Source organism: Cohnella cholangitidis (genome assembly GCF_014107495.1).
GTDB lineage: Bacteria > Bacillota > Bacilli > Paenibacillales > Paenibacillaceae > Cohnella > Cohnella cholangitidis.
In genome coordinates, this window is the sequence record NZ_CP041969.1 from 445,428 (window position 1) to 467,428 (window position 22,001).

Annotated in this window: 24 protein-coding genes and 1 pseudogene; all 25 read right to left on the minus strand. The window is 49.6% G+C overall.

Going from position 1 to position 22,001, the window contains the following annotated elements; all coding sequences use genetic code 11:
* Window positions 1-60 precede the first annotated feature (60 nt).
* Window positions 61-711, minus strand: coding sequence for a translation elongation factor Ts (gene tsf, locus FPL14_RS02185; protein WP_182301497.1), 651 nt, complete (start codon window positions 709-711; stop codon window positions 61-63).
* Between the two features lie 136 nt (window positions 712-847).
* The gene (rpsB, locus tag FPL14_RS02190; RefSeq protein ID WP_182301498.1) at window positions 848-1,546 is read right to left on the minus strand and encodes a 30S ribosomal protein S2; all 699 of its coding nucleotides are present in this window, start codon (window positions 1,544-1,546) and stop codon (window positions 848-850) included.
* A gap of 212 nt (window positions 1,547-1,758) precedes the next feature.
* Window positions 1,759-2,346 carry a hypothetical protein gene (locus tag FPL14_RS02195; RefSeq protein ID WP_182301499.1) on the minus strand — a complete coding sequence of 196 codons (588 nt, stop codon included), beginning with the start codon at window positions 2,344-2,346 and terminating at the stop codon, window positions 1,759-1,761.
* A complete protein-coding gene (locus FPL14_RS02200) occupies window positions 2,339-2,941 on the minus strand; it encodes a hypothetical protein (protein WP_182301500.1) in 603 nt (200 codons plus the stop codon). Before FPL14_RS02200 ends, FPL14_RS02195 begins: the two co-directional genes overlap by 8 nt.
* A gap of 27 nt (window positions 2,942-2,968) precedes the next feature.
* Window positions 2,969-3,286, minus strand: a complete 318-nt coding sequence (locus FPL14_RS02205) for a hypothetical protein (RefSeq protein WP_182301501.1) — start codon at window positions 3,284-3,286, stop codon at window positions 2,969-2,971.
* A gap of 45 nt (window positions 3,287-3,331) precedes the next feature.
* The gene (locus FPL14_RS02210; protein WP_182301502.1) at window positions 3,332-4,747 is read right to left on the minus strand and encodes a flagellar assembly protein A; all 1,416 of its coding nucleotides are present in this window, start codon (window positions 4,745-4,747) and stop codon (window positions 3,332-3,334) included.
* A 15-nt stretch (window positions 4,748-4,762) separates the two neighbouring features.
* A complete protein-coding gene (locus FPL14_RS02215; protein ID WP_182301503.1) occupies window positions 4,763-5,551 on the minus strand; it encodes a FliA/WhiG family RNA polymerase sigma factor in 789 nt (262 codons plus the stop codon).
* A gap of 16 nt (window positions 5,552-5,567) precedes the next feature.
* Complete coding sequence (locus FPL14_RS02220) at window positions 5,568-5,987, minus strand: hypothetical protein (protein WP_182301504.1); 420 nt, start codon at window positions 5,985-5,987, stop codon at window positions 5,568-5,570.
* Between the two features lies 1 nt (window position 5,988).
* Window positions 5,989-6,483: a chemotaxis protein CheD gene (locus FPL14_RS02225; RefSeq protein ID WP_182301505.1), complete on the minus strand. Its 495-nt coding sequence runs from the start codon at window positions 6,481-6,483 to the stop codon at window positions 5,989-5,991.
* A complete protein-coding gene (locus FPL14_RS02230; protein WP_182301506.1) occupies window positions 6,484-7,101 on the minus strand; it encodes a chemotaxis protein CheC in 618 nt (205 codons plus the stop codon).
* A 4-nt stretch (window positions 7,102-7,105) separates the two neighbouring features.
* Window positions 7,106-7,567 (minus strand): chemotaxis protein CheW, encoded by a 462-nt coding sequence (locus FPL14_RS02235; protein ID WP_182301507.1) that lies wholly within the window; start codon window positions 7,565-7,567, stop codon window positions 7,106-7,108.
* A gap of 30 nt (window positions 7,568-7,597) precedes the next feature.
* Window positions 7,598-9,676 (minus strand): chemotaxis protein CheA, encoded by a 2,079-nt coding sequence (locus tag FPL14_RS02240; protein ID WP_182301508.1) that lies wholly within the window; start codon window positions 9,674-9,676, stop codon window positions 7,598-7,600.
* A gap of 42 nt (window positions 9,677-9,718) precedes the next feature.
* Window positions 9,719-10,645: a CheB methylesterase domain-containing protein gene (locus FPL14_RS02245; protein WP_229263749.1), complete on the minus strand. Its 927-nt coding sequence runs from the start codon at window positions 10,643-10,645 to the stop codon at window positions 9,719-9,721.
* A 68-nt stretch (window positions 10,646-10,713) separates the two neighbouring features.
* On the minus strand, window positions 10,714-11,181 hold the full coding sequence (locus FPL14_RS02250; RefSeq protein WP_182301509.1) for a response regulator: 468 nt from the start codon (window positions 11,179-11,181) through the stop codon (window positions 10,714-10,716).
* Window positions 11,182-11,247: 66 nt separating this feature from the next.
* Complete coding sequence (locus FPL14_RS02255) at window positions 11,248-12,114, minus strand: MinD/ParA family protein (RefSeq protein ID WP_182301510.1); 867 nt, start codon at window positions 12,112-12,114, stop codon at window positions 11,248-11,250.
* A complete protein-coding gene (gene flhF, locus FPL14_RS02260; protein WP_182301511.1) occupies window positions 12,107-13,591 on the minus strand; it encodes a flagellar biosynthesis GTPase FlhF in 1,485 nt (494 codons plus the stop codon). Before flhF ends, FPL14_RS02255 begins: the two co-directional genes overlap by 8 nt.
* Window positions 13,588-15,621, minus strand: coding sequence for a flagellar biosynthesis protein FlhA (gene flhA / locus FPL14_RS02265; RefSeq protein WP_182301512.1), 2,034 nt, complete (start codon window positions 15,619-15,621; stop codon window positions 13,588-13,590). Before flhA ends, flhF begins: the two co-directional genes overlap by 4 nt.
* Window positions 15,622-15,818: 197 nt before the next feature.
* On the minus strand, window positions 15,819-16,907 hold the full coding sequence (gene flhB, locus FPL14_RS02270) for a flagellar biosynthesis protein FlhB (RefSeq protein ID WP_182301513.1): 1,089 nt from the start codon (window positions 16,905-16,907) through the stop codon (window positions 15,819-15,821).
* Between the two features lie 30 nt (window positions 16,908-16,937).
* Window positions 16,938-17,723: a flagellar biosynthetic protein FliR gene (fliR, locus tag FPL14_RS02275; RefSeq protein WP_182301514.1), complete on the minus strand. Its 786-nt coding sequence runs from the start codon at window positions 17,721-17,723 to the stop codon at window positions 16,938-16,940.
* Window positions 17,724-17,729: 6 nt separating this feature from the next.
* Window positions 17,730-17,999, minus strand: coding sequence for a flagellar biosynthesis protein FliQ (gene fliQ, locus FPL14_RS02280; protein WP_182301515.1), 270 nt, complete (start codon window positions 17,997-17,999; stop codon window positions 17,730-17,732).
* Window positions 18,000-18,031: 32 nt separating this feature from the next.
* Entirely contained in the window at window positions 18,032-18,778 is a 747-nt protein-coding gene (fliP, locus tag FPL14_RS02285) for a flagellar type III secretion system pore protein FliP (protein ID WP_182301516.1), read from the minus strand.
* Window positions 18,775-19,320: a flagellar biosynthetic protein FliO gene (locus tag FPL14_RS02290; RefSeq protein WP_182301517.1), complete on the minus strand. Its 546-nt coding sequence runs from the start codon at window positions 19,318-19,320 to the stop codon at window positions 18,775-18,777. Before FPL14_RS02290 ends, fliP begins: the two co-directional genes overlap by 4 nt.
* A 25-nt stretch (window positions 19,321-19,345) precedes the next feature.
* Window positions 19,346-19,708 (minus strand): response regulator, encoded by a 363-nt coding sequence (locus tag FPL14_RS02295; protein WP_182301518.1) that lies wholly within the window; start codon window positions 19,706-19,708, stop codon window positions 19,346-19,348.
* A 22-nt stretch (window positions 19,709-19,730) separates the two neighbouring features.
* A pseudogene (gene fliY, locus FPL14_RS02300) lies at window positions 19,731-20,935 on the minus strand (flagellar motor switch phosphatase FliY).
* Window positions 20,925-21,926, minus strand: coding sequence for a flagellar motor switch protein FliM (gene fliM / locus FPL14_RS02305; RefSeq protein WP_182301519.1), 1,002 nt, complete (start codon window positions 21,924-21,926; stop codon window positions 20,925-20,927). The pseudogene fliY and the gene fliM overlap by 11 nt, the downstream one beginning before the upstream one ends.
* Window positions 21,927-22,001: the final 75 nt, after the last annotated feature.

The following is a 22,001-nucleotide window of genomic DNA, read 5'->3' on the forward strand; positions in this document are numbered from 1 at the left end:
CTGTCTGATGGTTAAAAAAGAGGGAACACACCGTGTTCCCATAAGGGTATTGCTCTTAGCTTATTGTTTAACTTGTGCCATAACTTCTTCTACGAAGTTATCCACTTTTTTCTCCAAGCCTTCGCCCAGCTCGTAACGAGCGAATCTGCGGATGGAGATTTTTTCGCCGATCGCGGCGATTTTCTCGTTCAGAAGAGTCGTGATCGTTTTGTCTTGGTCTTTAACGAACACTTGCTCCATGAGGCAGTTTTCCTCATAGTATTTGTTCATTCGGCCTTCAACCATTTTATCGACGATTTTTTCCGGTTTGCCTTCGTTAAGGGCTTGGTTACGGAGAATTTCTTTCTCTTTATCCAGCTCTTCTTGGGAAACCTCTTCGCGGCTCAAGAATTTAGGGTTAGCCGCCGCGATTTGCATAGCGATATCTTTAACGAACGCGCGGAATTGATCCGTTTTACCTACGAAATCCGTTTCGCAGTTAACTTCGACAAGAACGCCGATACGTCCGCCTGCATGGATGTAGGATTCTACGATACCTTCGGTTGCAACGCGATCGCCTTTCTTAGCTGCTGCGGAAAGCCCTTTCTCGCGAAGAAGCTCGGCAGCTCTCGTCAAATCGCCGTTTGCTTCCTCCAACGCTTTTTTACAATCCAACATGCCTGCTCCGGTTCTTTCGCGGAGAGTTTTAACGTCTGCTGCATTTACTGCCATGTAGACTCCTCCTAAGTTTAGGCCCTCATTCGGATGAAGCCGATAGATGAGGTGCGGTTGATTTTTTTGAAAAAAAGGGCGGTGAGAAGGTTCTCTTCTGACCACCCTTTGATTGTCCTTATGAACGCAATGGCGATTAGGCGGTTGTTTCTTCACCTTGGCGCGCTTCTACGATTGCGTCAGCCATCTTAGCCGTCAAGAGCTTAACGGCGCGGATTGCATCATCGTTACCCGGGATAACATAATCGATTTCGTCCGGATCGCAGTTCGTATCAACGATACCTACGATAGGAATGCCCAATTTACGCGCTTCGGCAACAGCGATACGCTCTTTGCGAGGATCGATGATGAACAAAGCATCAGGCAATTTACGCATATTTTTAATGCCGCCGAGGAACTTCTCGAGGCGCTCTTTCTCTTTGCGGAGAATGATAACTTCTTTTTTAGGCAGCACTTCGAAAGTGCCGTCTTGTTCCCATTTGTCCAATTGGTGCAAACGGTCCGTACGTTTTTGGATCGTGGAGAAGTTAGTCAGCGTACCGCCCAACCAACGTTGGTTGATGTAGTATTGACCGCTGCGCTCAGCTTCTTCCTTAACGGAATCTTGAGCTTGTTTCTTCGTTCCTACGAACAGCATCGTTCCGCCGTTCTCTCCGAGTTGACGCACGAAATTGTATGCCTCGTCAACTTTTTTAACCGTTTTTTGCAAATCGATAATGTAAATGCCGTTACGTTCAGTAAAGATGTACTTATCCATTTTCGGATTCCAACGACGTGTTTGGTGTCCGAAGTGTACCCCTGCTTCAAGCAGTTGTTTCATGGAAATGACTGCCATCTTCCTGCACCTCCTAGTGGTTTTTGGTGAATCTCCGCCGCCCTTCGCTTTTTTCGTCAAAACTTCCTCGTAATTACGAGATAAGCACCGTTGACGAAATTAAAAGGCGTGTGTTTTTTACACCGAAAAATAATATACCATATCGATAACCGTCGCGCAATGGCAGAAACGCATTAACGCTCGTTTTTTATGCACCGCGCGTAAATCTACGTTTATTTTTTCCGAGTTAGCTCGCTCATGATTTCCTTGACGGTCGGCTTACCGATAAAAACGGCGTTCCCTACGTTCATTTTTTTCGCGATCGGCCTAGCCTCATTAATGAAATCTTTCGTATCCTCGATGATCCCTTGTTCAAACAGCGCATTGGCGACTTCCGTCAGCGACATGCCGTAACGAATGTATAAAGTGAACTCCTCCGTATTTGCCGGTTCCGAAGCGCTTGCTTCCGGTTGCTCGGATTCAGCGCCGTCCGTCGGAGTAGCCGATGGTTGCCCTTCTTCATTCGCACCTGGAGGAGTTAGCGCGGATTCCGTGTCATTCATTCCGGAGTTGATGTCGTCGGTCTCTTGACCGGAGTCCTTTTGTACGGAAGCAACCGCTTCATTAATTTTGGTTTCCAATTGTTCCGTCGTCAGCAGCACGAGACCCGCTTTTTTGGCTTCCGCGTTTAATTCCTCGCGGGTTAAAGGCTCCGCTACCATGACGGCTTGTTTCTGCGCGAGCAGGATCAATTGCAACATGGAAGCTCCTAAGATGATGCCGATGCCAAACCCCAATAACCAGCTTCGATATTTACGCATGCTGCTCTTCCTCCCGACGCACGAGCTGCAAGATCAATTGCACCTCGCCCTTGTTCATCCCCATAGCTTTGGCGATTTGCTCAACCGATCTTCCTTTGTCATGCATCTCAAGCAACTCCGGATATCTGCCGCGGATCGTCGGCGGCGGAATTTCGATCGCGGTATCCTCAACGATAGGCACTGCAACATACGTTGGACTATCCGCAGCAGGATACGAAGATGGCGCTAATAACTCGTTATAAGTCGAGGGTACATCCATTTCATTGGTGGGGAAAGACGGGGGAGCTGCTATCGGAGATTTATAGTCCGGCGTCGCCGTAATAGGAGAAGCTTGGTCCGACCACTTCTTCAACTGTTGCTCCATATCGACGATCCGGCGTCCCAATCTGTCGACGGTCTCGTCCTGCTCTCTCTTGAACTTGGCAACCGCATCGACCAATTCGCGATTTTCGGCTTCCAGATCCTCCAGGAGCTGATTATAGGCGGCTTCGCTGACGAATTCCGTCTCTTTTCCTTTGCCATTCGATTTGGGCATCATCCACGCATACCCGGTAATCGCTACGCCAAGCAACACTATGCTTAACCAAGGACTCACCCTTTAACCCCTCTCTTGCTTGAAACATCAGCCCATGAAATCAATATGCTTCCCCTTGTAAGGGTGCTCGGAGGATTTCATTTCTCCTGCGGATTCTTCATGAGCTTGGCTGTTAGATGATGATTGCTGTTGATTTCGGTTGCGAGGCTGCCGGTCTGAGATCGTTCCATTCGATGTCGATTCCGTCTTCGGACTTCGCTTGGCTTGCTGTTCGGCTGCTTTGACGGCCTGTTGACCGAGCAGGGCTTGCTCCGTGGCCGATCTCTGTTGTTGTTGCTGTTGCAACGGAGCCATCTCCACCGTACGAGGAAGAGAAACTTGCAAATCAATGGACTTGAAACTCATGGCTTATCACCTCAGGTAAAGTTAATAGATCGTTCTTTTCCGGTCTTAGTAGAAGGGAACCATTACGATGTCTCCGTCGATAAAGCGGAAAGTTACCCTTTGAGAGGCATCTTTAACGAAACGGGTGTACCTGCCGATGACGATTTTCGTGCCGCCCCATAAAGTGTGCACCGCATCCACCCGAGCCGTCGTAGCGTCCTCCAGCGTTTTCTCGATCTCAAGCACCCGCTCTTTGGCCGATTGCAGTTCCTCTTGCGTCTGGCGTTTCGTTGCCGTCAGCTTTACGCGAAGAGCCAGCTTATCAGGAGTAAGCTGGCCGGCTGCCGCCAACTGGTCTAGCAATGTAAGTGCTTTCTCCGATTTGTCCATGCTATCCGCATGTTGCCTCATAACCGTTCTTAGATCATTCAGTTCTTGACGCAGCTCCGGACGAACTCCGACTTCGACGACCGTTGCCGTAGACATCGTATTGCCGATCATTCTAGCGGTAACGCGATCTCCGGCCTGGACGATCCCGCCTACGATCAAGCCCTTCGCGCCTAAGCAGCGGACGGATTTTCCCGCGCGAACGTTGGAATGCATAATGCTTTGAGTGACGGTGATATCCTCGCCGGCGATCACGTTCCCTTCCTGAACGAAGGAACATCGGATATTGCGTCCCGCTTTTACGTACCCTTTATTGCTTCCGATAACTCCGCCCGTAATCTCGATGGAGCCATCGGATTCGACTTCCGCTCCTTCGATCCCGCCGGTCACGCGGATATCGCCGGAAGCTTTAACCCGGAATCCGGTCAAAATATTGCCCCTAATGACAACGGTCCCGACGAAATCGATATTCCCGATATTATAATCTACATCCCCGTTTACCTCGTACACGGGAAATACGTTTAACTTATCGCGGTCCGTCTTCGTGACAAGACCGTCAATCGCCGCGTACATGCCGATTTTCTCCGGATTGACAACGACGTTTTTGCCGATCTTGAAATGGGCATCCTTGCCGTCTTTGGGCGCGATCTCATCGCCGGTCACGGATTTGCCCGGTATCCCGGGCGTCGCGGGTATACGCTCGGCGATCAATTGGCCCGCTTTCACGTTCGCCAGCTGCGTCACCTGTTTGTAGTCCACGCTGCCGTCTTCTCTTTCCACCGGACGACGTTCTTCCTCTTCCGTTTCTCCGTACAGAACTTTAACGAAGCCATCAACGCCCGGTTGCGGAGGGGTTCCGACGGCTACGATATTTTGCGTGAAATAAAACTCTTGCGGCTTTTGCGAAATCAAATACAATAAGTCGGTTTGTATGCCGAATTTGATTCCTTGCGATTGCAAATATTGTTCCAGTTCACGGGAAGTAACCTTAAGATCGCCTTCAACACGTTTAAAGACCAAGTACGCTTGCATCTTATCTTCAGAAATCGTAACCTGCAGACATTCCGCCAATGGCAATGTTCCATTGTCAGACATTATTAGCGCCTCCTATTATCCGTTTTGAAGCAGCTGTTCCTTTTGTTTAGCTAACGCTCCGCGAAGCCTTAAAATCGCTTTGGAGTGAAGCTGCGAAATTCTAGAAGGAGACAAACACATGACTTCCGCGATTTCGCTTAATGAGAGGTCTTCATAATAGAATAGGGAAACAACGGTGCGTTCTTTCTCCGTAAGCTTCTCGATTCCGTATTTCAGAGAATCCTTAAGGTAAGTTTCGTGTACCTTGGATTCCGGACTGACCGCTTTATCGTCCACCAAGAGGGAAAGCCTAGTCTCTGATTCTTCTTCCCGTATAGGATCTTCAAGCGAGAACACGGCGGCAACCGCGACTTCCTGAAGCATTTGCTGAAATTCTTTTTCGCTAATATTCAAATAGGCGCAAATTTCGTCGTCCGAAGCAGAACGCAAGTATCTCTGTTCTAGAACGGCATAAGCGTCCTCCATTTTTTTCGCTTTATCACGTACCGAACGGGGAACCCAGTCGCCTTGCCTAAGTCCGTCGATTATAGCCCCGCGGATTCGCCAAGAGGCATAGGTCTCGAACTGGAGCCCCCGCCGATAATCGAACTTCTCGATCGCATCGATCAAGCCCATGGCCCCATTGCTTGCCAAGTCGTCTTTTGTCACGTTTTTGGGTAAGCCGACCGCCATTCGACTGGATACATAATCCACGAGCGGCAAATAGTGCTCGATCAGAAGCTTTCTCGCGTCCGGATCCTCTTCCTCTTTCCATCGCTGCCATAAATCGTGATGGGATAACCGGGAACGTGTTTGATCGACCATTCAAGCTTCACCATCCTTATTCGTCCGTCAGGCGACGCAACGCCTGAACCACTTCCTCCGGATTGGGATTATCGAGGGATACCAACCGTGTAGGCTGTAATGGCTGGAAGCCTTTAATCGGTTCCCCTTTGCCGTCAGCCCATTGCTCCTTCATCATCTCCGACAAAGAATCGCCTTCATCCGGAGTCGTCACGTCAAGCATTGCGCCGCGTTCATTATCCGAAGGCAAATCTTCGGGAGCTTGGGGTTTCTTCGCCGGATGCAACAATTGTCCTAGCACGACTCTAACCACGAATGCCAGTATTGCGAATACCAGAAAGGCATAAAGACTGCGTAAGCATGTCGTTCCTATCGGATTGTTCGATAGAGAAAACAAAAAGGTCAACAATGCGCCGAATGCGCCGAACCCGACATTTAAGCGCCAAGAACCTATCATCTCAAATCTCCTTTACTCCGAACTGCACGCTGCGAATACTGAATATTCCGGTATGGCTATCAAGTTCTACGGTCCGGCCGTAATTGCCACCGGTATCTTCGGAGAGTAGAGGAATCGCGAATTGCTCTAATGCGAGCTTCGTAGCTTCCACGTTGCGGGGACCGATGCGCATCGTGTCCGTCCCTCCCATGAAGGCGAACATTTGCGCTCCGCCCGCCATTTTCGCGACCAATCGACCGATTACGGCACCCTTGCTCTTCATTCGCAGCAATAGCTCCGGCACAGCCGTATCCGCGTATTTAGCGATATTCAGTTGGCCTTCCCGGGCAATATCGGAGGAGGGCAGCATAATATGCGCCATGCCTCCCAGCCGTAGATGCGGATCGTAGAGCGTTAATCCTACGCACGATCCCAAGCCTGTCGTTTTGAGCACCGCGCCTCCATCAGCGATGTTCAAATCTGCCATCCCAACTTTGATAAGGGTGCCTTCGATCATTTAGAATGGCACTCCCAACGCACGAAACAGTTTCTCGAACGATTCGGGATCCGGAATGAGGAAGAAATGGCCTTCCGCTTCTTGATGACCTTCGAGAAACGTCGTATCGATAAGCAAAGCATCATCGCCCATCGTGCCGAATTGTAGTAGACCGTAGCTCAGAATCGCACCTGCCATATCGACCGCTAAAGAGGGAACGGTCGGAGACATCCGAAGTCCGGTAAAATCCGCAAGAGACGATAAATACGAGCCGGCTAATATATTTCCGATCTCGTTTAACGCCGACAATTCCAATTCGCTGTAATCGTCATTCTCCGCCGCGTTAAATCCTAACAGGCCTTGAAGAATCCGACGGGCGGGCTCTCTATTGATAATGAAGAACATGTTGCCGGGCGCGTCGCCCTCCACCCGCAGGAAGATGGCGACAACGACGGCTTCGGAGCCTCCAACACGTTCCGAGATCGCTTCGAATGGCAACAAGTTCACCGTAGGTACTGCCATATCTACCGTTTTATTCAATAGCGTCGATAGTGCGGTAGCCGCGTTGCCAGCACCGATATTGCCGACTTCTCTTAGCACGTCCAGCTTAAAATCCGCGTCATTCCTAAACAGATTCACGGTTCTACTCTCCGAATTGTTCTAATTGGATGATTTCGTTGCGGTTGAGCACTTCTACCAAATTCAGCAAGATCAGCAGGCGGCTGTCCCCGATTTTGGCAACTCCGCTAATATATTTGGCTTTAACTCCGCCCAATACTTCCGGCGGGTTCTCGATCGTATCGCTCATGACGTCCATGACGTCGTTAGCGGAATCGACGATAAAACCGACCTCAAGATCGTTCGCCGCGACGATAATAATTCTTGAATTTTCCGTGTAATCCGTCTCCGCAAGACCGAAACGTCCGCGCAGGTCGATAACCGGAATAACGATTCCCCGCAGGTTTATAACTCCCTTTACGAATTCCGGCGTTTTCGGAACGCGCGTAATCGGTACCATACGCTCGATCGTGCGAACTTTATCTACTTCAATCCCGTACTCTTCTTGCGCAAGCGTGAAGACAATGACTTTCAATTCCTCTGCCATGGATATAATCCTCCCTTAGAGTCCGGTATTTTACTTAATAAGTGCGTTAGGATCAACGATCAATGCAACTTGGCCATCGCCTAGTATAGTCGCCCCGGAGACGACGCCGAGATTGCCGGCTAAATATTTGCCCAATGGCTTCAAGACGATCTCGCTTTGTCCTATGAATTCGTCTACGAGAATCGCGGCCAGCTTGTCCCCTTTGCGTACGATCAGCATTTCGGTTTCCGTTTCTTCTTCGTCCCGATAGTCGGGCGAATCAACCAAAGCCGCCAGCGATACGACCGGAATGATCGATTGGCGATAATCGATCATTCGGTTGCCGTGAAGCGTTCGGATATCGGACCTTTTGACCGAACCGGTCTCAACAATAGAGGACAGAGGGAATGCGTATTTTTCGGATCCGAGCTTGATCAACATCGCCGCTATGATGGAAAGCGTGAGCGGCAGTTGTATCGAAAACTTCGTTCCGGCTCCCAGAGTCGAATGGACGGTGACATGTCCTCCGAGCGAGGAGATTTTAGATTTAACGACGTCAAGACCGACACCCCTGCCGGAAATGTCCGATACTTTGTCGGCGGTGCTGAAGCCCGCGGCGAAGATCAGCATGTTTACCTCTTCGTCGCTGAGATTTTTCGCCTCTTCGGCAGTAACGACGCCCCGTTTGATTGCCGTCTCCAATACTTTAGGACGATTGATTCCTTTGCCGTCTTCTTCGATTTCGATGAAGACGTGATTACCGCTATGGTAGGCGCGAAGATGTACCGTTCCTACTTCCGGTTTACCTATTTTGACCCGCTCTGCGATAGGCTCTACGCCGTGATCGACCGCATTACGGATAAGGTGTACCAGCGGATCGCCGATTTCGTCGATGACCGTACGGTCTAATTCCGTCTCGGCTCCGGTAATCACTAAATCTACTTTCTTATCCAGCGATTTAGCCAAATCCCGGACCATCCGCGGAAACCGATTAAATACGCTCTCCACCGGAACCATCCGCAGCTTCAATACGATATTCTGTAAATCCGCGCTTACGCGCGCCATATGCTCGACCGTTTCCGTCAAGTCGTTACGCCGAACTTCGGACGCAAGCTGCTCCAATCGAACCCGATCTATCAGCAACTCGCTAAATAGATTCATTAACGAATCAAGCCGGTCGATATCGACGCGAATCGTGCGCGGCGCGGCGCTTCCCGTCGATTGGGCCGCGGCCGGGCGAGGAGCGTTCTCGGCGCTGGGGCTAGGAGTTGCGGCCGGTGCATTGCTTGCCGGAGCAGCCGATGCCGCCGTTTCCAGGCTCGCTTTTTCGCTTTGCTCGACGGCGCCTTTACTTTGCTCCATCTCGGCTAGCGAATCCTTATCCACCGCGTTCAGAACAACCGATTCGATCTCCGAAACCCGTGAAATTTGGTCTTTGAGTTCATTTGCATCGACTTGAGAGATGTAATAGACCGAGAAGCCGCGATCGAACTGCTCCTGCTCGATCTCTTGGACAGAAGGATAGGATTTAACCACTTCTCCGTTGCGCTCAAGTACGTCGAACACCATATAAGCGCGAGCAGCTTTGAGCAAGCAGTCTTCTCGCACTTTCACTTCGATGTAATAGGCCTTATGGCCGCTCTCCAATGACTGGGCAAGGACGGATAGTTGGAATTGGTCCAATACGAACGAAGGTGGTACGGCTGCTGCCGACGACGCAGGTTTGGACGTTCCGCCACCGCCGCCGACATCGCCTTTGACTATCCCCTTCAGACGTTGAACAAGCTCTTCCACATCACTTTTTCCCGTACCGCCGTTGATGATATCTTGAACCATACCTTCGAGCGCGTCCAAACATTTGAACAACGTATCGAATATATGTCCGTTCATGCTGAGCTTGCTGTTGCGTACAAGGTCCAGAACGTTTTCCATTTCGTGCGTCAGGGCGGCAAGATCTTCGAAGCCCATCGTCGCGGACATTCCCTTTAACGTGTGCGCAGAGCGGAAGATAACCTGAACGATGCTGATATCCTCCGGTTGCTGCTCCAGCCGAAGCATATTTTCGTTCAGCGCTTGCAGGTGATCGTTGGACTCATCGATAAACATGGATAAGTATTGATTCATTTCCACTGGCCGGACACCTCCTTGTTGGCTGAGCTTACGGGTACATGATTAAGGTTTGCGGGATTTCACTTCCTGCACGAGAACCGAAGCAATTTCTTGAAGCGGCAATTGGTGGGAAGCGGCGCCAAGCTCGATAGCGCAACGCGGCATTCCGTAAACGACGCACGTCTGCTCCGCTTCCGCTATCGTTGTCTGAGCCCCATCCGCTTGAAGAGCCTTCATTCCTTTCGCGCCGTCGCTGCCCATTCCGGTCATGAGCACGATATGCCTTTTCAATTGCTGATGTCCGATCAACGATTCGAACATCACATCAACTGACGGCTTGTGCCCTCCCTTCGGCGCTTCATCCGATAGCTTGATTCTGTACTTGCCTGTCGCGTCTTTCGAGAGCGACATATGCCGACCCCCGGGAGCGATATAAGCAGTAGCAGTCTCAACGAGTTCATCGTCGACAGCTTCTCGGACATGGATGCTGCAAAAATTATCCAAACGTTGCGCCAGCGAATGCGTGAATTTAGGAGGCATGTGCTGGACAACGAGTATGGGAGCTGGAAAATCCGCCGGAATGCCGGTCAGAACTTCGTGCAAAGCACGCGGGCCTCCCGTAGACGTACCGATTGCAACCAGATGCGTGAATACCGTAGACGTCTTAGGCCCTGCATTCGCGTTATTGGACTCCTCTAAAGCTGAGGTATTCTCTAACTTTGGCTTTGGCGCAAGACCAGATGGCTTCTTGGCGGGTAGAGGTCTATGCTCTATGCCCGCCGCGGGCTTGCGGCTTGGCAATTGCAAGCTTTCCTTGCCTGCCGCGCGCTCCGTTGCTTTCGGTTTTGCCGCGTTAGCGCCAAAGGTACCAGTGATCCGCGGCTTATCGGGCACCCTTCCGAAGTTGACCGGGGGTTCCGTGTTTTTCTTCCTTGGAGGTAGTTCGAGAGGTTTCACGCTCTCTTCGTTCGTTTTGTCGGGGACCGACAATGCCGATACGCTCGGTTTCGGTTTCTTCGTATTTTCTACGATCGGAACGGGTGCCGGCGTTTCGGTTTTTACAGGCTCGGGAATAGCTCGCCCATCTCCTTTACCGCCGGCAGCATTTTTAACGCGCCTCTGCTCATCGTCTCCAACGCGACATGAAGCTTCTCAAGCAATTGTTCGCCTACTTGATGAATATCGAGCTTCACGGCTCCATCCGGCTTGCGGATAAAATCGATTGCGCCGTATTGGAGAGCTCGTATCGTATCCCTTGTCCCGTTATCCGTTACTGCTGAGAGCATGATAACCGGCATGGGCTGTACGGCCATGATTCGTTTCAGCGCCTCGATTCCATTCATATGAGGCATTTCCAAATCCATCGTAATAATGTCCGGCTTGAGTTCAAGCGCCAAGTCAACAGCCTCTTTACCATTCGAAGCTGTCGCCAATACTTTGAAGGCAGCATCAGCATCGATGACATCGCTGAACACTTTGCGCATGAATGGAGAATCATCAACAATGAGAACTTTGAATTCCGTCATATGCGATCCTCCCCTGTTAATCTGGCTGTAAACGCGTCACTGCTTCTAGTTCCTTAGCAACCTTGACTAACTCCATAGTTTTTTCATTTTTTGCAGAAATCCTGATACCCCTCGCGCGCTACTCTGTTCTCGTTCTTCCAGCAGAAACCGAGAAGTGATTCGATCGATTCCTTTAATGGCTTGACTATCCGGAAACGCTATAGATAAAGGGGTCTGGCGTTTGACCGCCTTGGTGACGTTTGCGTCATCCGGAATGAATCCGAGAACCGGTATTTCCAACCCCAAATATTTACTAGCCACTTGGCGAATGTTATCCGCCGTCTGATTGCCTTCCCGATCATCGGTAACCCGATTAACGACTAACCGGAAAGCGATATCGTGCCCCATCGTCTTAAGCATTTTAATCAAGGCGTAGGCATCCGTAATGGAGGTCGGCTCCGGAGTCGTGACGACGATCGTCTCCTCCGCCGCCGTTATGAATCTAACTGTTTCTTTCGATAAACCGGCTCCGGTATCGAATAAGATGAAATCCACATGTCCGTGCAGCTTGCCGATTTGTTCCGAGAAGTACTCGAGCTCTTGCTCGCTAAGCCTTACTAGATCTTGAAATCCCGAGCCGCCGGCGATGAACTGCAATCCGCTCGGCCCGATTTGGATGATTTCCCAAATGGACTTCTCGCCCTTAAGAAGATGAATGAGATTATACTGGGCAGGCGTACCTAAAAGGACATCGATATTCGCGAAACTAACGTCCGCATCGAAAATGAGTACGCTATACCCCCGATTCTGCAACGCCATCGCAAAGTTGAGGCTGAAATTCGATTTCCCTACGCCGCCTTTGCCGCTTGTTACGGTGACGACCCGCGTCGTGCGAGCGGATCGAATGTCCTTTGAATGAACCAAATGCCGGAGTGCCTGCGCTTGATCAATCATCGGTCGGATCCCCCAATATTCGTTTTACTAAATCCTCCGGCTCGAAAGCTTTAATGTCGTCGGGTACCGTTTGTCCGAAAGTAATATAGGAAATCCGAAAGTCGAACTCTCTCACCAAATTGATTACCGATCCGTAGGAATCCGTCTCGTCGAATTTGGTCAGCAACAGTTGGTTAACTCCGTATTTCACGAATTGGGATGCAACCGTCTTCATATCGCTGTATTTGTGGGTTAAGCTCAGGACGAGAATCGTTTGCGTTTGCTCGCCTGGCGCCAGAAGGCTGTTTACTTCCGACACGAACAGCTCGTTCCTATAGTTACGGCCCGCGGTGTCCATGAAGATCAAGTCTTGATCGCTCATTTTTTTGTAAGCTCGCGTTAACTCGCCCGGAGAGAACACGACTTCAAGCGGTATGTTTAAGATATCCGCGTAAGTTCTTAATTGGTCTACTGCGGCAATCCTGTAGGTATCCGCTGTGATGAAACCTACCGATCTTCTGTGGTTGAAAGATTGCTCCGCAGCCAGCTTGGCGATCGTCGTTGTCTTACCGACTCCCGTCGGGCCGACGAAATGGATAATTCGGGTTTCCGCATCGATGCCGACGTCCTTCGCGTTATGCAGCCAAGAGAGAAGCTCGGCTCGAGCTGCTTGATAGGAAGCTTCTACGCTCTCTTCTCCGAGATCCGCCAGCCTATGGCTGACCGCTTCGGCGAATTGTTCTACGTAAGCGGGTTCTACTCCTTGTTCGGCTAACCGCTTGCTCCACTTCATAACGGATTCCGGCATGCTGCGGTAGGTTTGCTGTTTGGCCATCTTCGTCATTAATTCTTTCATGGAACGCAGTTCCTGCAACAAAGCGGACGTTTCTTCAACTTCTTGCTTATTTCCTCTTGTTTGCGCGGTTAGCACATCATCGGCTAGCGTCGACGCTTGCACGCTCGTCCGCGGTTGTTCCGGCTTGTTATCGGTAAATGCCGGTTCCGGCCGAATCTCGGGAAGAGGAGCGCTGCGTTCTTGAGCCGATTTAGCCAGTTCTAAACTCGAACCGAAGGCACTCATCTTCGTCGGACCGGCTTGTCCGGAATCCGTCTGAATGTCGGCTAGTCCGATAGGCGACGGTAACGGCGCTCTTCCGCTATCCGCAAACGGAGGCTGGGAATAGCGTTCCCTGATCGTGTTCGAGGGCAACACGGGCGAAGACGTCGCTTGCTCTTCCGCAGGAGGGACATAAGGCTTTCTGTCGGGCAGACGATCAGGCAATGGCGATCTCGATGGCAACGGCGAGCGCGCGGGCGGTTTCTTGGCCGCTTCATCGATCGCGGCGATGACTTCCATACGCTTCTTGCGGAACATGCCAAGAAATCCGCCTACGCGGATTTCTTTCGTATTGAGAATGACGGCATCCGAGCCTAGCTCGCTTCGAATCATTTGAACGGCTTCGGGCACATCGTCGACGATATATCTTTTTACCTTCATGCACTCACCACCCCAACGCTTTGCACTTCAATGCTTGGCTCCAATTCACTGTATGAGATAACCGGAATATCTTGCAAACTTCTTTCTAGCAACTGGCGCAAATACATACGAATCGTCGGTGAGGTTAAAATAATCGGTTGTTGTCCCGATTGAACCAGGCGGTTGACTTGCTCCGTCAAGCGTTGATAGATCACTTGGGAAGATGCGGGATCCATAGCCAAATAGCTGCCTTGATCGGATTGTTGCACCGCATCCGCGATCTTCTTCTCGACGGCCGGGCTAACCGTAATCACCTTAAGAGGTTCGGAAGAAGTAGCGTACTGTTGCGTAATTTGTCTGGACAAGCTTTGCCGTACGTATTCCGTTAACACTTCCGGGTCCTTCGTATACTTGCCGTAATCCGCCAACGTTTCGAAGATCGTAACCAAATCCCGGATGGAGATCTTTTCTTTTAGAAGCTTTGACAATACTTTCTGCACGTCCCCCACGCCAAGGATGGATGGGATCAGTTCGTCGACCAGAGCCGGATACGTTTCTTTGACGCTTTCCACCAATGCTTTCGTTTCTTGGCGGCCGATAAGCTCGTGCGCGTACTTCTTAATGACTTCCGTTAAATGAGTCGCTACGACGGAAGGAGGATCGACGACGGTATAACCGGCCATCTCCGCACGTTCTTTCGTAGCTTCGTCGATCCAAAGCGCCGGAAGTCCGAACGCGGGTTCCTGCGTCTCGATTCCCGTGACGGAATCATCATCGAAGCCCGGACTCATGGCAAGATAATGATGAATTAATAATTCGCCACGAGCTACCGTATTTCCTTTCATCTTGATGACATATTCGTTCGGTTTTAGTTGAATATTGTCGCGAATTCGGATAACGGGCACGATTAATCCCATTTCAAGCGCGCATTGCCGTCGAATCATGATGATCCTGTCGAGCAAATCCCCGCCCTGTTGCGTATCGGCCAGCGGAATTAAGCCGTATCCGAACTCGAATTCGATCGGGTCTACCTGCAATAGGCTGATGACGCTCTCCGGGCTTCGGACTTCCTCGATTTGTTTCTCTTCGACAAGAAGCTCTTCTTCTTGCTGTTTACGGTCTAGATTAGACTGCAATCGATAACCGGCGACGGCGAGAATGATCGCATACGGAATGGTGCTAAGCAGAGGTATCGGCGTTGCGATCCCAAGCAGTGCTACCGTACCCGCTACGATGTATAGCAATTTCGGATAACGGAGCAATTGTTTGCTCACGTCGTCGGCCATATTTCCTTCGGACGCCGCTCTCGTGACGATAATACCGGCAGCCGTACTAATTAGTAGCGCAGGAATTTGGCTGACGAGACCGTCACCGATCGTCAAGATGGAGTATGTCTCTAGAGAAGTCATGACGTCCATGCCATGAATAGCCATACCGATAATAAAACCTGCGATCAAGTTGATAAGAACGATGATGATCGACGCGATAGCGTCCCCTTTTACGAATTTACTCGCACCGTCCATCGCTCCGTAGAAATCGGCTTCCTTCTCGATTTTCTCGCGGCGTTCGCGCGCTTGCTGTTCGTTGATCAATCCTGCGTTCAAATCGGCGTCGATGCTCATTTGTTTACCGGGCATCGCGTCGAGAGTAAACCTTGCCCCTACTTCGGCGACGCGCTCGGAACCCTTAGTAATAACGATAAATTGGACGACGACCAGGATAAGGAATACAACGAATCCAATCGCCATCTGACCGCCTGCAACGAATTTTCCGAAGGTCTCGACGACATGTCCCGCATCGGCCTCGGAAAGAACCAGTCTCGTCGTCGATACGTTCAACGCTAAGCGGAATACCGTTGTAATGAGCAATAAAGTCGGGAAAATCGAAAAATGTAGCGCATCTTGGGTGTTCATTGCAATGAGCAATATCATGATGGCTACGGAAATGTTGATGATGAGCAAAATGTCCAATAGCCCTTTGGGAATTGGAACGACCATCATCAGGACAATGCCGATGACGCCAATGAGTATGCTTAAGTCCCGTATTTTCATGACGCGTTCCTCCCATTCGAAGCGTTCTCTTATGAAAACGCGTGCGACAGAAAAGGATTGTCCCTGTGCCGCTGTTAAAATCAAGTTGCTATTGAAATGACTTTTGCCGTTGCAACTTGATTTTAAAGGCGGACGTAAACTCTCCGTGACAATTCCTTTTCTTCTGCACCCTTCATAAGCCGACCAATCTCACTATATTACCTACGGCCTTTGAGCCGATATACGTATGCCAGCACTTCCGCTACCGCTTGGAAGAGGTCGCCGGGAACGCTTTGTCCCACTTCAGTCCTCTCGTATAGCGCGCGGGCGAGCGGCTTGTTTTCCATTGTTATGACCTCATTTTGTTTGGCGATTTCCCGGATACGAAGAGCTAAGTAGTCTTGCCCTTTGGCGATAACCGTTGGCGCATCCATCTTTGAAGCATCATATTTCAATGCAACGGCGAAGTGCGTCGGATTCGTAATAATGACATCCGCGTTCGGCACTTCTTGCATCATCCGCATCAGAGCCATCCTGCGTTGGCGCTCCTTGATCTTCCCTTTGATTAAAGGATCGCCTTCTATGTTCTTGTATTCGTCTTTAATATCTTGCTTACTCATTCTCATATTTTTCTCGAACTCGTAACGTTGATACATAAAATCGCCAATGGCTAAAATAAGCAATAATGCAGCAACATAAATCCCCATCTGCATCGTCAAGCTGGTTACAAACGCGAAAATATCTTGTACGGGCAAATGCGCCAGATCCATCAATCGGTCTCTTTCGGACCATAAAAGCATGAAAACGATCAATCCGACAGCGATTAGCTTCAAAGAGCTTTTGAGAAATTCAACGATCGTACGCATACCGAAAATGTTTTTGGCACCGTTAATCGGATTTAGCTTATCCAGTTTTGGTTTTAGTGGTTCAAAAGTGAATAACCAACCGATTTGCACGTAATAACTCGCAAAGGCTACGACAACGGCAATGATGAAAATAGGCGATAATACGATTAGAATTTGAATGGCGTACTGGGAGAACAGACCCAGTACGTTCTGATCCGTTACTTCCATGTTCAATCGATGCAGCAAAGTGTCGCCGAACAAACTCAGTATTTCTTTCTGCAAAAATGGACCAAGCATGAGTAAGCAACAAATACTTGCGAGTAAAATCAGCGAGCTTGGAATTTCCGGGCTTTTTGCCACTTGGCCTTTGTTCCGGCTTTCCGAACGCTTTTTGGGTGTCGCCTTTTCCGTTTTCTCGCCTGAAAACAATTGCAGGTCCATCCTTAGGCGATTACGGGGCATGACACCACCTCCTCTTCTGGATTTCTAAGATTAAGAGGATGACTTTATGATGGTAAACAGTTTCTCGAGCGCTTGGAACATATGATCGAATATCACTTGAAACAATACGCCAAACCCGGGAAGAAGCAGGACGAGCAATCCCAAACCCACTAGAATTTTAATCGGTATGCCGATAACGAACACGTTGTACTGAGGAGCGGTTCTTGCGAGAAGCGCCAACCCGAAATCCGTCAAAAACATCGCTACGACGATCGGGGCCGATATTTGCAGCGCTAACAAGAACGTGTCCGCGAAAGTTCTGGTTAGAAACTCCGTGACGTTTCCTCCGTAATATACTTGAAACAGATTGTTATCGAGAGGCAACCACTTGTAACTATCCATAATCGCCGCCAACAAATAATGGTGACCGTTTATGGACAAAAAAACGAGAATCATTAACATATACTTGAAATTTCCGAGTATAGGCGCCGTTACGCCCGTAATGGGATCAACGATATTCGCAATCCCAAACCCCATTTGCATATCCATGAATGAACCGGCGGTTTGTACGATCGTGAAGAACATGTAAGCCACATAACCTATGAGCAGCCCCGCAAAAACTTCCCGTACGATCGCAAGAATATAAGTAGCATCGGCAGTAATTTTCGTATCGAAGCCGACCGTTAAAAAGACAATCAACGAGACGAAAAACGCAAGACCAATTTTGATGACCGTTGGAAACGTACGCGAAGAGAAAATAGGTGCCACTACAAAAAACGATGTTATTCGACATAAAACAAGCAGAAAAGCAGGAAACGCCTGCATAATTAGTTCCATTCGCCGTCACCCAATGTAGTTCGCCAAATTTCCTAGCAATTGACTCGTGAAATCGACCATGACATTCAGGATCCACGGACCGAAAAGCAGGATGGCCAAGAAAACAGCGATGATTTTGGGTACGAAAGCAAGCGTCTGCTCCTGGATTTGCGTGGTCGCTTGAAAGATACTGACGAGTAATCCGACGATCAGTCCGATTCCGAGCATTGGCGCGCTTACTTTAAGAACGGTATACAAAGCTTGTCCCGCTAAACCGATAATAAACTCTGTAGACATGATAACCCTCCTACCTTGCAATTACGCTTAATTCAAGTATTGAAGCTGGTCAACAGAGACTTAACGACTAGATACCAACCGTCGACAAGCACAAAGAGCAATATCTTGAACGGAAGCGAAATCATAACAGGCGGAAGCATCATCATCCCCATGGCCATCAACGTGCTGGCCACAACCATATCAATAATGAGAAACGGAATGAAAATCATAAACCCCATCTGAAATGCCGTCTTTAACTCGCTGATGGCATAAGCAGGTACAAGGACGGTAATCGGAATGTCTTGATAGGTTTCCGGTTTCTCGGTTTTCGTATAGTTCATGAACAAGAGCAAATCCTTTTCACGCGTATGTTTATACATGAACTCCTTCATCGGTACGCTCGCTTTTTGCAGAGCATCAGTTTGACTGATCTCCCCGGCTAGATAGGGCTTAAGAGCCGTTTCGTTAACTTGGGAGAACGTAGGAGCCATAATGAATAACGTCATGAATAAGGCCAATCCGATCAACACCTGATTCGGAGGCATCTGCTGCGTACCAAGCGAAGTCCGGACAAAGCCTAGCACGATAACGATTCTTGTAAAGCTTGTCATCAATACAAGTATCGCGGGTGCCAGACTGAGCACGGTAATGAGAAGGAGCATAGATAATGCCGAAGCCCCTACCGGCTCAGACCCATCGCCGAGAGTAACTCCGATTATGGGATCGGCGAAGGCAGATGCCTGAAATCCGATCAAGAGAGTCTGCAACGCAACAAAGCTGTAAAGTATTTTTTTTCTCATCGCTTATCTGTCCGATCCCCGGAACGACTATCCTCCAGCAATTGCTCCACCCTCTGCCTTCTTTCGGAGAGCTGGCGCAGCCGGTTTTCCAACGTATGCTCGAAGCTCGTTTGGTTTCCCGTTTCCTTGGAGGATTGAACATCGTTATGCGGATTGTTGCGTTGAGTCCATTTGCGAAGCCATTCAGGTAGAGCAGGACCGGTATTGGCCATGTTGGAATCATGTTCAGCCAGCAGAGCGGCAACGACTTCGGGCTCCGTGATGGACTCCAACAGCGTTACTTCGTCCCCAACGCCAAGTACGTATATTCGGCCATTCCATTCCACGATTTGCATCGACTTGTTCGTTCCGAGCGGAAATCCGCCAAGAGAACGAAGCGATCGATTCATTCCCCACCCGCGATTGCGTTTGGCGAAAAACCGCAGAACCAGAACGATTAAACCGATAATAATGCCGAGGACGAATAATACCCAGATTAAATCCCACGCCGACGCTGTCGATCCCGACAGTGGAATCTCTTCAACGAGCCCGTAACTTCGCATGAATCTTCAACGCTCCTGACTTTGTTTAACCCAGTGTTTTCTTGATCGCTTCGATTACGCGATCCGCTTGGAATGGTTTCACGATAAAATCTTTAGCTCCGGCTTGAATCGCGTCGATAACCATAGCTTGTTGCCCCATTGCGGAACACATAATGACTTTGGCGTTCGAATCCAGCTTGCGAATTTCTTTTAACGCCGTGATGCCGTCCATCTCAGGCATCGTAATATCCATGGTGATCAAATCAGGATTGAACTCTTTATATTTCTCGATAGCTTGCGCACCGTCTTGTGCTTCCCCAACTACCTCGTAACCATTTTTCGTCAAAATATCCCGGATCATCATGCGCATGAATGCTGCGTCGTCTACGATGAGAATGCGATTTGCCATTTTCTATTTCCTCCCGATATGCTTATTGGATTTTTTGGACGCGGTCCCATTGACTGACGATATCGGTGACGCGTACACCGAAATTTTCGTCGATTACGACGACCTCGCCTTTGGCGATCAATTTGTTATTCACTAAGATGTCTACAGGCTCGCCGGCTAACTTGTCCAGTTCGATAATCGAGCCTTGGGACAGCTCTAGAATATCTTTAATTTGTTTCTGAGTACGCCCAAGCTCAACCGTTACCTTCAGAGGAATATCCAGCAACAAATTCAGATTTGTTTCGTCCCCTTGCGAATACGCTGCACCTTGGAAATTGGCAAATTGAACCGGATTAACGTTCACGTTTCGATTCACTCCCCCTCCTAAAGTCTGAGGATGGCTAGGTACAGGCGCGCATAAGTTGGCGGAGCATGATGTACTGGCGGTGCCGGTTGCGCTGGCGGCGGCGTCGGTGCCGCATAAGCAGCCGCTGGTGGCGCAGACTGCGGTGCCGGTTGCGCGGCTTGCTGTGGAGCAGGCTCTTCGGAAGCGCCTCCCATTAAGGAACGAACAAGTTCTTTAGCGAAAGGTACGGCTATCAGCTGCATGATCGACGAATCGATCAAATCTCCGATTTTGAGCCGGAACGAGATTTTGACGAACACGCTCTCTTGAGGAATGTTGCTAATGCCCGAATTGTTGCGCACGTCCATAATATCGATGCCCGGAGGAGAAATATTTACCATACGGTTAAATATCGTAGACATGGATGTAGCGGACGAACCCATCATTTGATTCATCGCTTCTTGAACGGCGCTGACATGAATTTCATTCAGCTCTTCCGAAGTAACGTTCCCTTCGCCGCCAAGCATCAAATCCGCAATGACTTGCGCGTCATGGGATTTAATGACGAGTGAGTTAATCCCTTCGAAGCCTTCCACGTAGCTCACGTGTACCGCGACATGAGGTTTTGGAAATTCGGATTCAAACTGATCTCTGGCAATCGCCGAAACGGTAGGAGTAGTGATATCTACTTTTTTACCGAGCAGTGTCGATAATGCCGTCGCCGCGCTTCCGAATGTGATATTGCCGATTTCTCCAAGCGCATCCTGTTCTAGCGGCGTCAGATAGTCGCTAATGGCGGGTACGCCGCCGGATGAAGTCCCTGGCGACTCTTCTTCTCCGCCAGAGGATTGATTCAATAACGCGTCAATCTCTTCTTGCGATAAATAGTCTTTACTCGTCATGGATTTCATCTACTCCTTCGCTGACGATCTCTTGAATCTGAATCGCCATCTTATCTCGCACGGTGCCTGGGCTGGCAATAAATTTCACCTTATCCCCAACCTTCACTTCCAGGCCTTCGGCCGTAGGTTTATGTAAGGCAATGACATCCCCGATGTTCAGGTTCAGAAATTCCTGTACGGAAATTCTGGAATGGCCTAGCTCTGCGATAATCGGCAATTTGGCCTTGTTAACCCGCTGTTCAAGCATCAACTGTTCTTCAGGCGCCCTCGTCTTCTTCTGGGACACGAACCAGTGATGCACGGACAATCTCGGCATGATCGGTTCGATAACGACGTGAGGAATACATAGATTGATCATCCCGGTCGTCTCTCCGATTTTCGTACTGAGAGATATAAGCGCGATCGTCTCGTTCGGGGATACGATTTGCATAAACTGCGGATTCGTCTCTAAAGCTTCAAGGCGCGGTTGTACATCCAAAATCGTCTTCCAAGCTTCTTGCAAGCTCTCCAGCGCCCTGCTGAAGATTTTCTCCATGATGATCGTTTCGATCTCCGTTAAGCTGCCGATTTTGCTCGGAGCGCTGCCGCCGCCGCCTAATAGCCTATCCAACATGGCAAACGCTACGTTGGGATGTACCTCTAGAACCATTCGACCTTCAAGCGGTTCTGCTTCGAAAATGTTCAAAATCGTCATCTTAGGGATGGAGCGAATAAATTCGTCATAGGGTAGCTGTTCTACTTGAACGACGCTAATCTGAACGAACGTTCGGAGCTGAGCAGAGAAATATGTGGTCAAAAATCTAGCAAAGTTTTCGTGTATGCGGGTTAAGCTGCGGATATGATCTTTCGAAAAACGAGTGGCGCGTTTGAAATCATACGCACGGACCTTTTTCTGGGTATCCTCTTTTTTGAGCTCTTCCGCATCCATTTCTCCTGACGAGAGCGCCGCCAACAACGCATCGATCTCATTCTGCGAAAGTACATCTACCAAATCTCTCACCCCTTTCTTAAACCATTACGAAACTGATGTTGTTTGCGTCAAAGGTCAAAATGATCTACCCATCCA

Bases quoted from the DNA above. Each gene is read 5' to 3' on its own strand.
- tsf (WP_182301497.1), bottom strand. From the start codon at position 711: ATGGCAGTAAATGCAGCAGACGTTAAAACTCTCCGCGAAAGAACCGGA.
- rpsB (WP_182301498.1), bottom strand. From the start codon at position 1,546: ATGGCAGTCATTTCCATGAAACAACTGCTTGAAGCAGGGGTACACTTC.
- FPL14_RS02195 (WP_182301499.1), bottom strand. From the start codon at position 2,346: ATGCGTAAATATCGAAGCTGGTTATTGGGGTTTGGCATCGGCATCATC.
- FPL14_RS02205 (WP_182301501.1), bottom strand. From the start codon at position 3,286: ATGAGTTTCAAGTCCATTGATTTGCAAGTTTCTCTTCCTCGTACGGTG.
- FPL14_RS02210 (WP_182301502.1), bottom strand. From the start codon at position 4,747: ATGTCTGACAATGGAACATTGCCATTGGCGGAATGTCTGCAGGTTACG.
- FPL14_RS02215 (WP_182301503.1), bottom strand. From the start codon at position 5,551: ATGGTCGATCAAACACGTTCCCGGTTATCCCATCACGATTTATGGCAG.
- FPL14_RS02220 (WP_182301504.1), bottom strand. From the start codon at position 5,987: ATGATAGGTTCTTGGCGCTTAAATGTCGGGTTCGGCGCATTCGGCGCA.
- FPL14_RS02225 (WP_182301505.1), bottom strand. From the start codon at position 6,483: ATGATCGAAGGCACCCTTATCAAAGTTGGGATGGCAGATTTGAACATC.
- FPL14_RS02235 (WP_182301507.1), bottom strand. From the start codon at position 7,567: ATGGCAGAGGAATTGAAAGTCATTGTCTTCACGCTTGCGCAAGAAGAG.
- FPL14_RS02250 (WP_182301509.1), bottom strand. From the start codon at position 11,181: ATGACGGAATTCAAAGTTCTCATTGTTGATGATTCTCCATTCATGCGC.
- FPL14_RS02255 (WP_182301510.1), bottom strand. From the start codon at position 12,114: ATGATTGATCAAGCGCAGGCACTCCGGCATTTGGTTCATTCAAAGGAC.
- flhF (WP_182301511.1), bottom strand. From the start codon at position 13,591: ATGAAGGTAAAAAGATATATCGTCGACGATGTGCCCGAAGCCGTTCAA.
- flhA (WP_182301512.1), bottom strand. From the start codon at position 15,621: ATGAAAATACGGGACTTAAGCATACTCATTGGCGTCATCGGCATTGTC.
- flhB (WP_182301513.1), bottom strand. From the start codon at position 16,907: ATGCCCCGTAATCGCCTAAGGATGGACCTGCAATTGTTTTCAGGCGAG.
- fliR (WP_182301514.1), bottom strand. From the start codon at position 17,723: ATGGAACTAATTATGCAGGCGTTTCCTGCTTTTCTGCTTGTTTTATGT.
- fliQ (WP_182301515.1), bottom strand. From the start codon at position 17,999: ATGTCTACAGAGTTTATTATCGGTTTAGCGGGACAAGCTTTGTATACC.
- fliP (WP_182301516.1), bottom strand. From the start codon at position 18,778: ATGAGAAAAAAAATACTTTACAGCTTTGTTGCGTTGCAGACTCTCTTG.
- FPL14_RS02290 (WP_182301517.1), bottom strand. From the start codon at position 19,320: ATGCGAAGTTACGGGCTCGTTGAAGAGATTCCACTGTCGGGATCGACA.
- FPL14_RS02295 (WP_182301518.1), bottom strand. From the start codon at position 19,708: ATGGCAAATCGCATTCTCATCGTAGACGACGCAGCATTCATGCGCATG.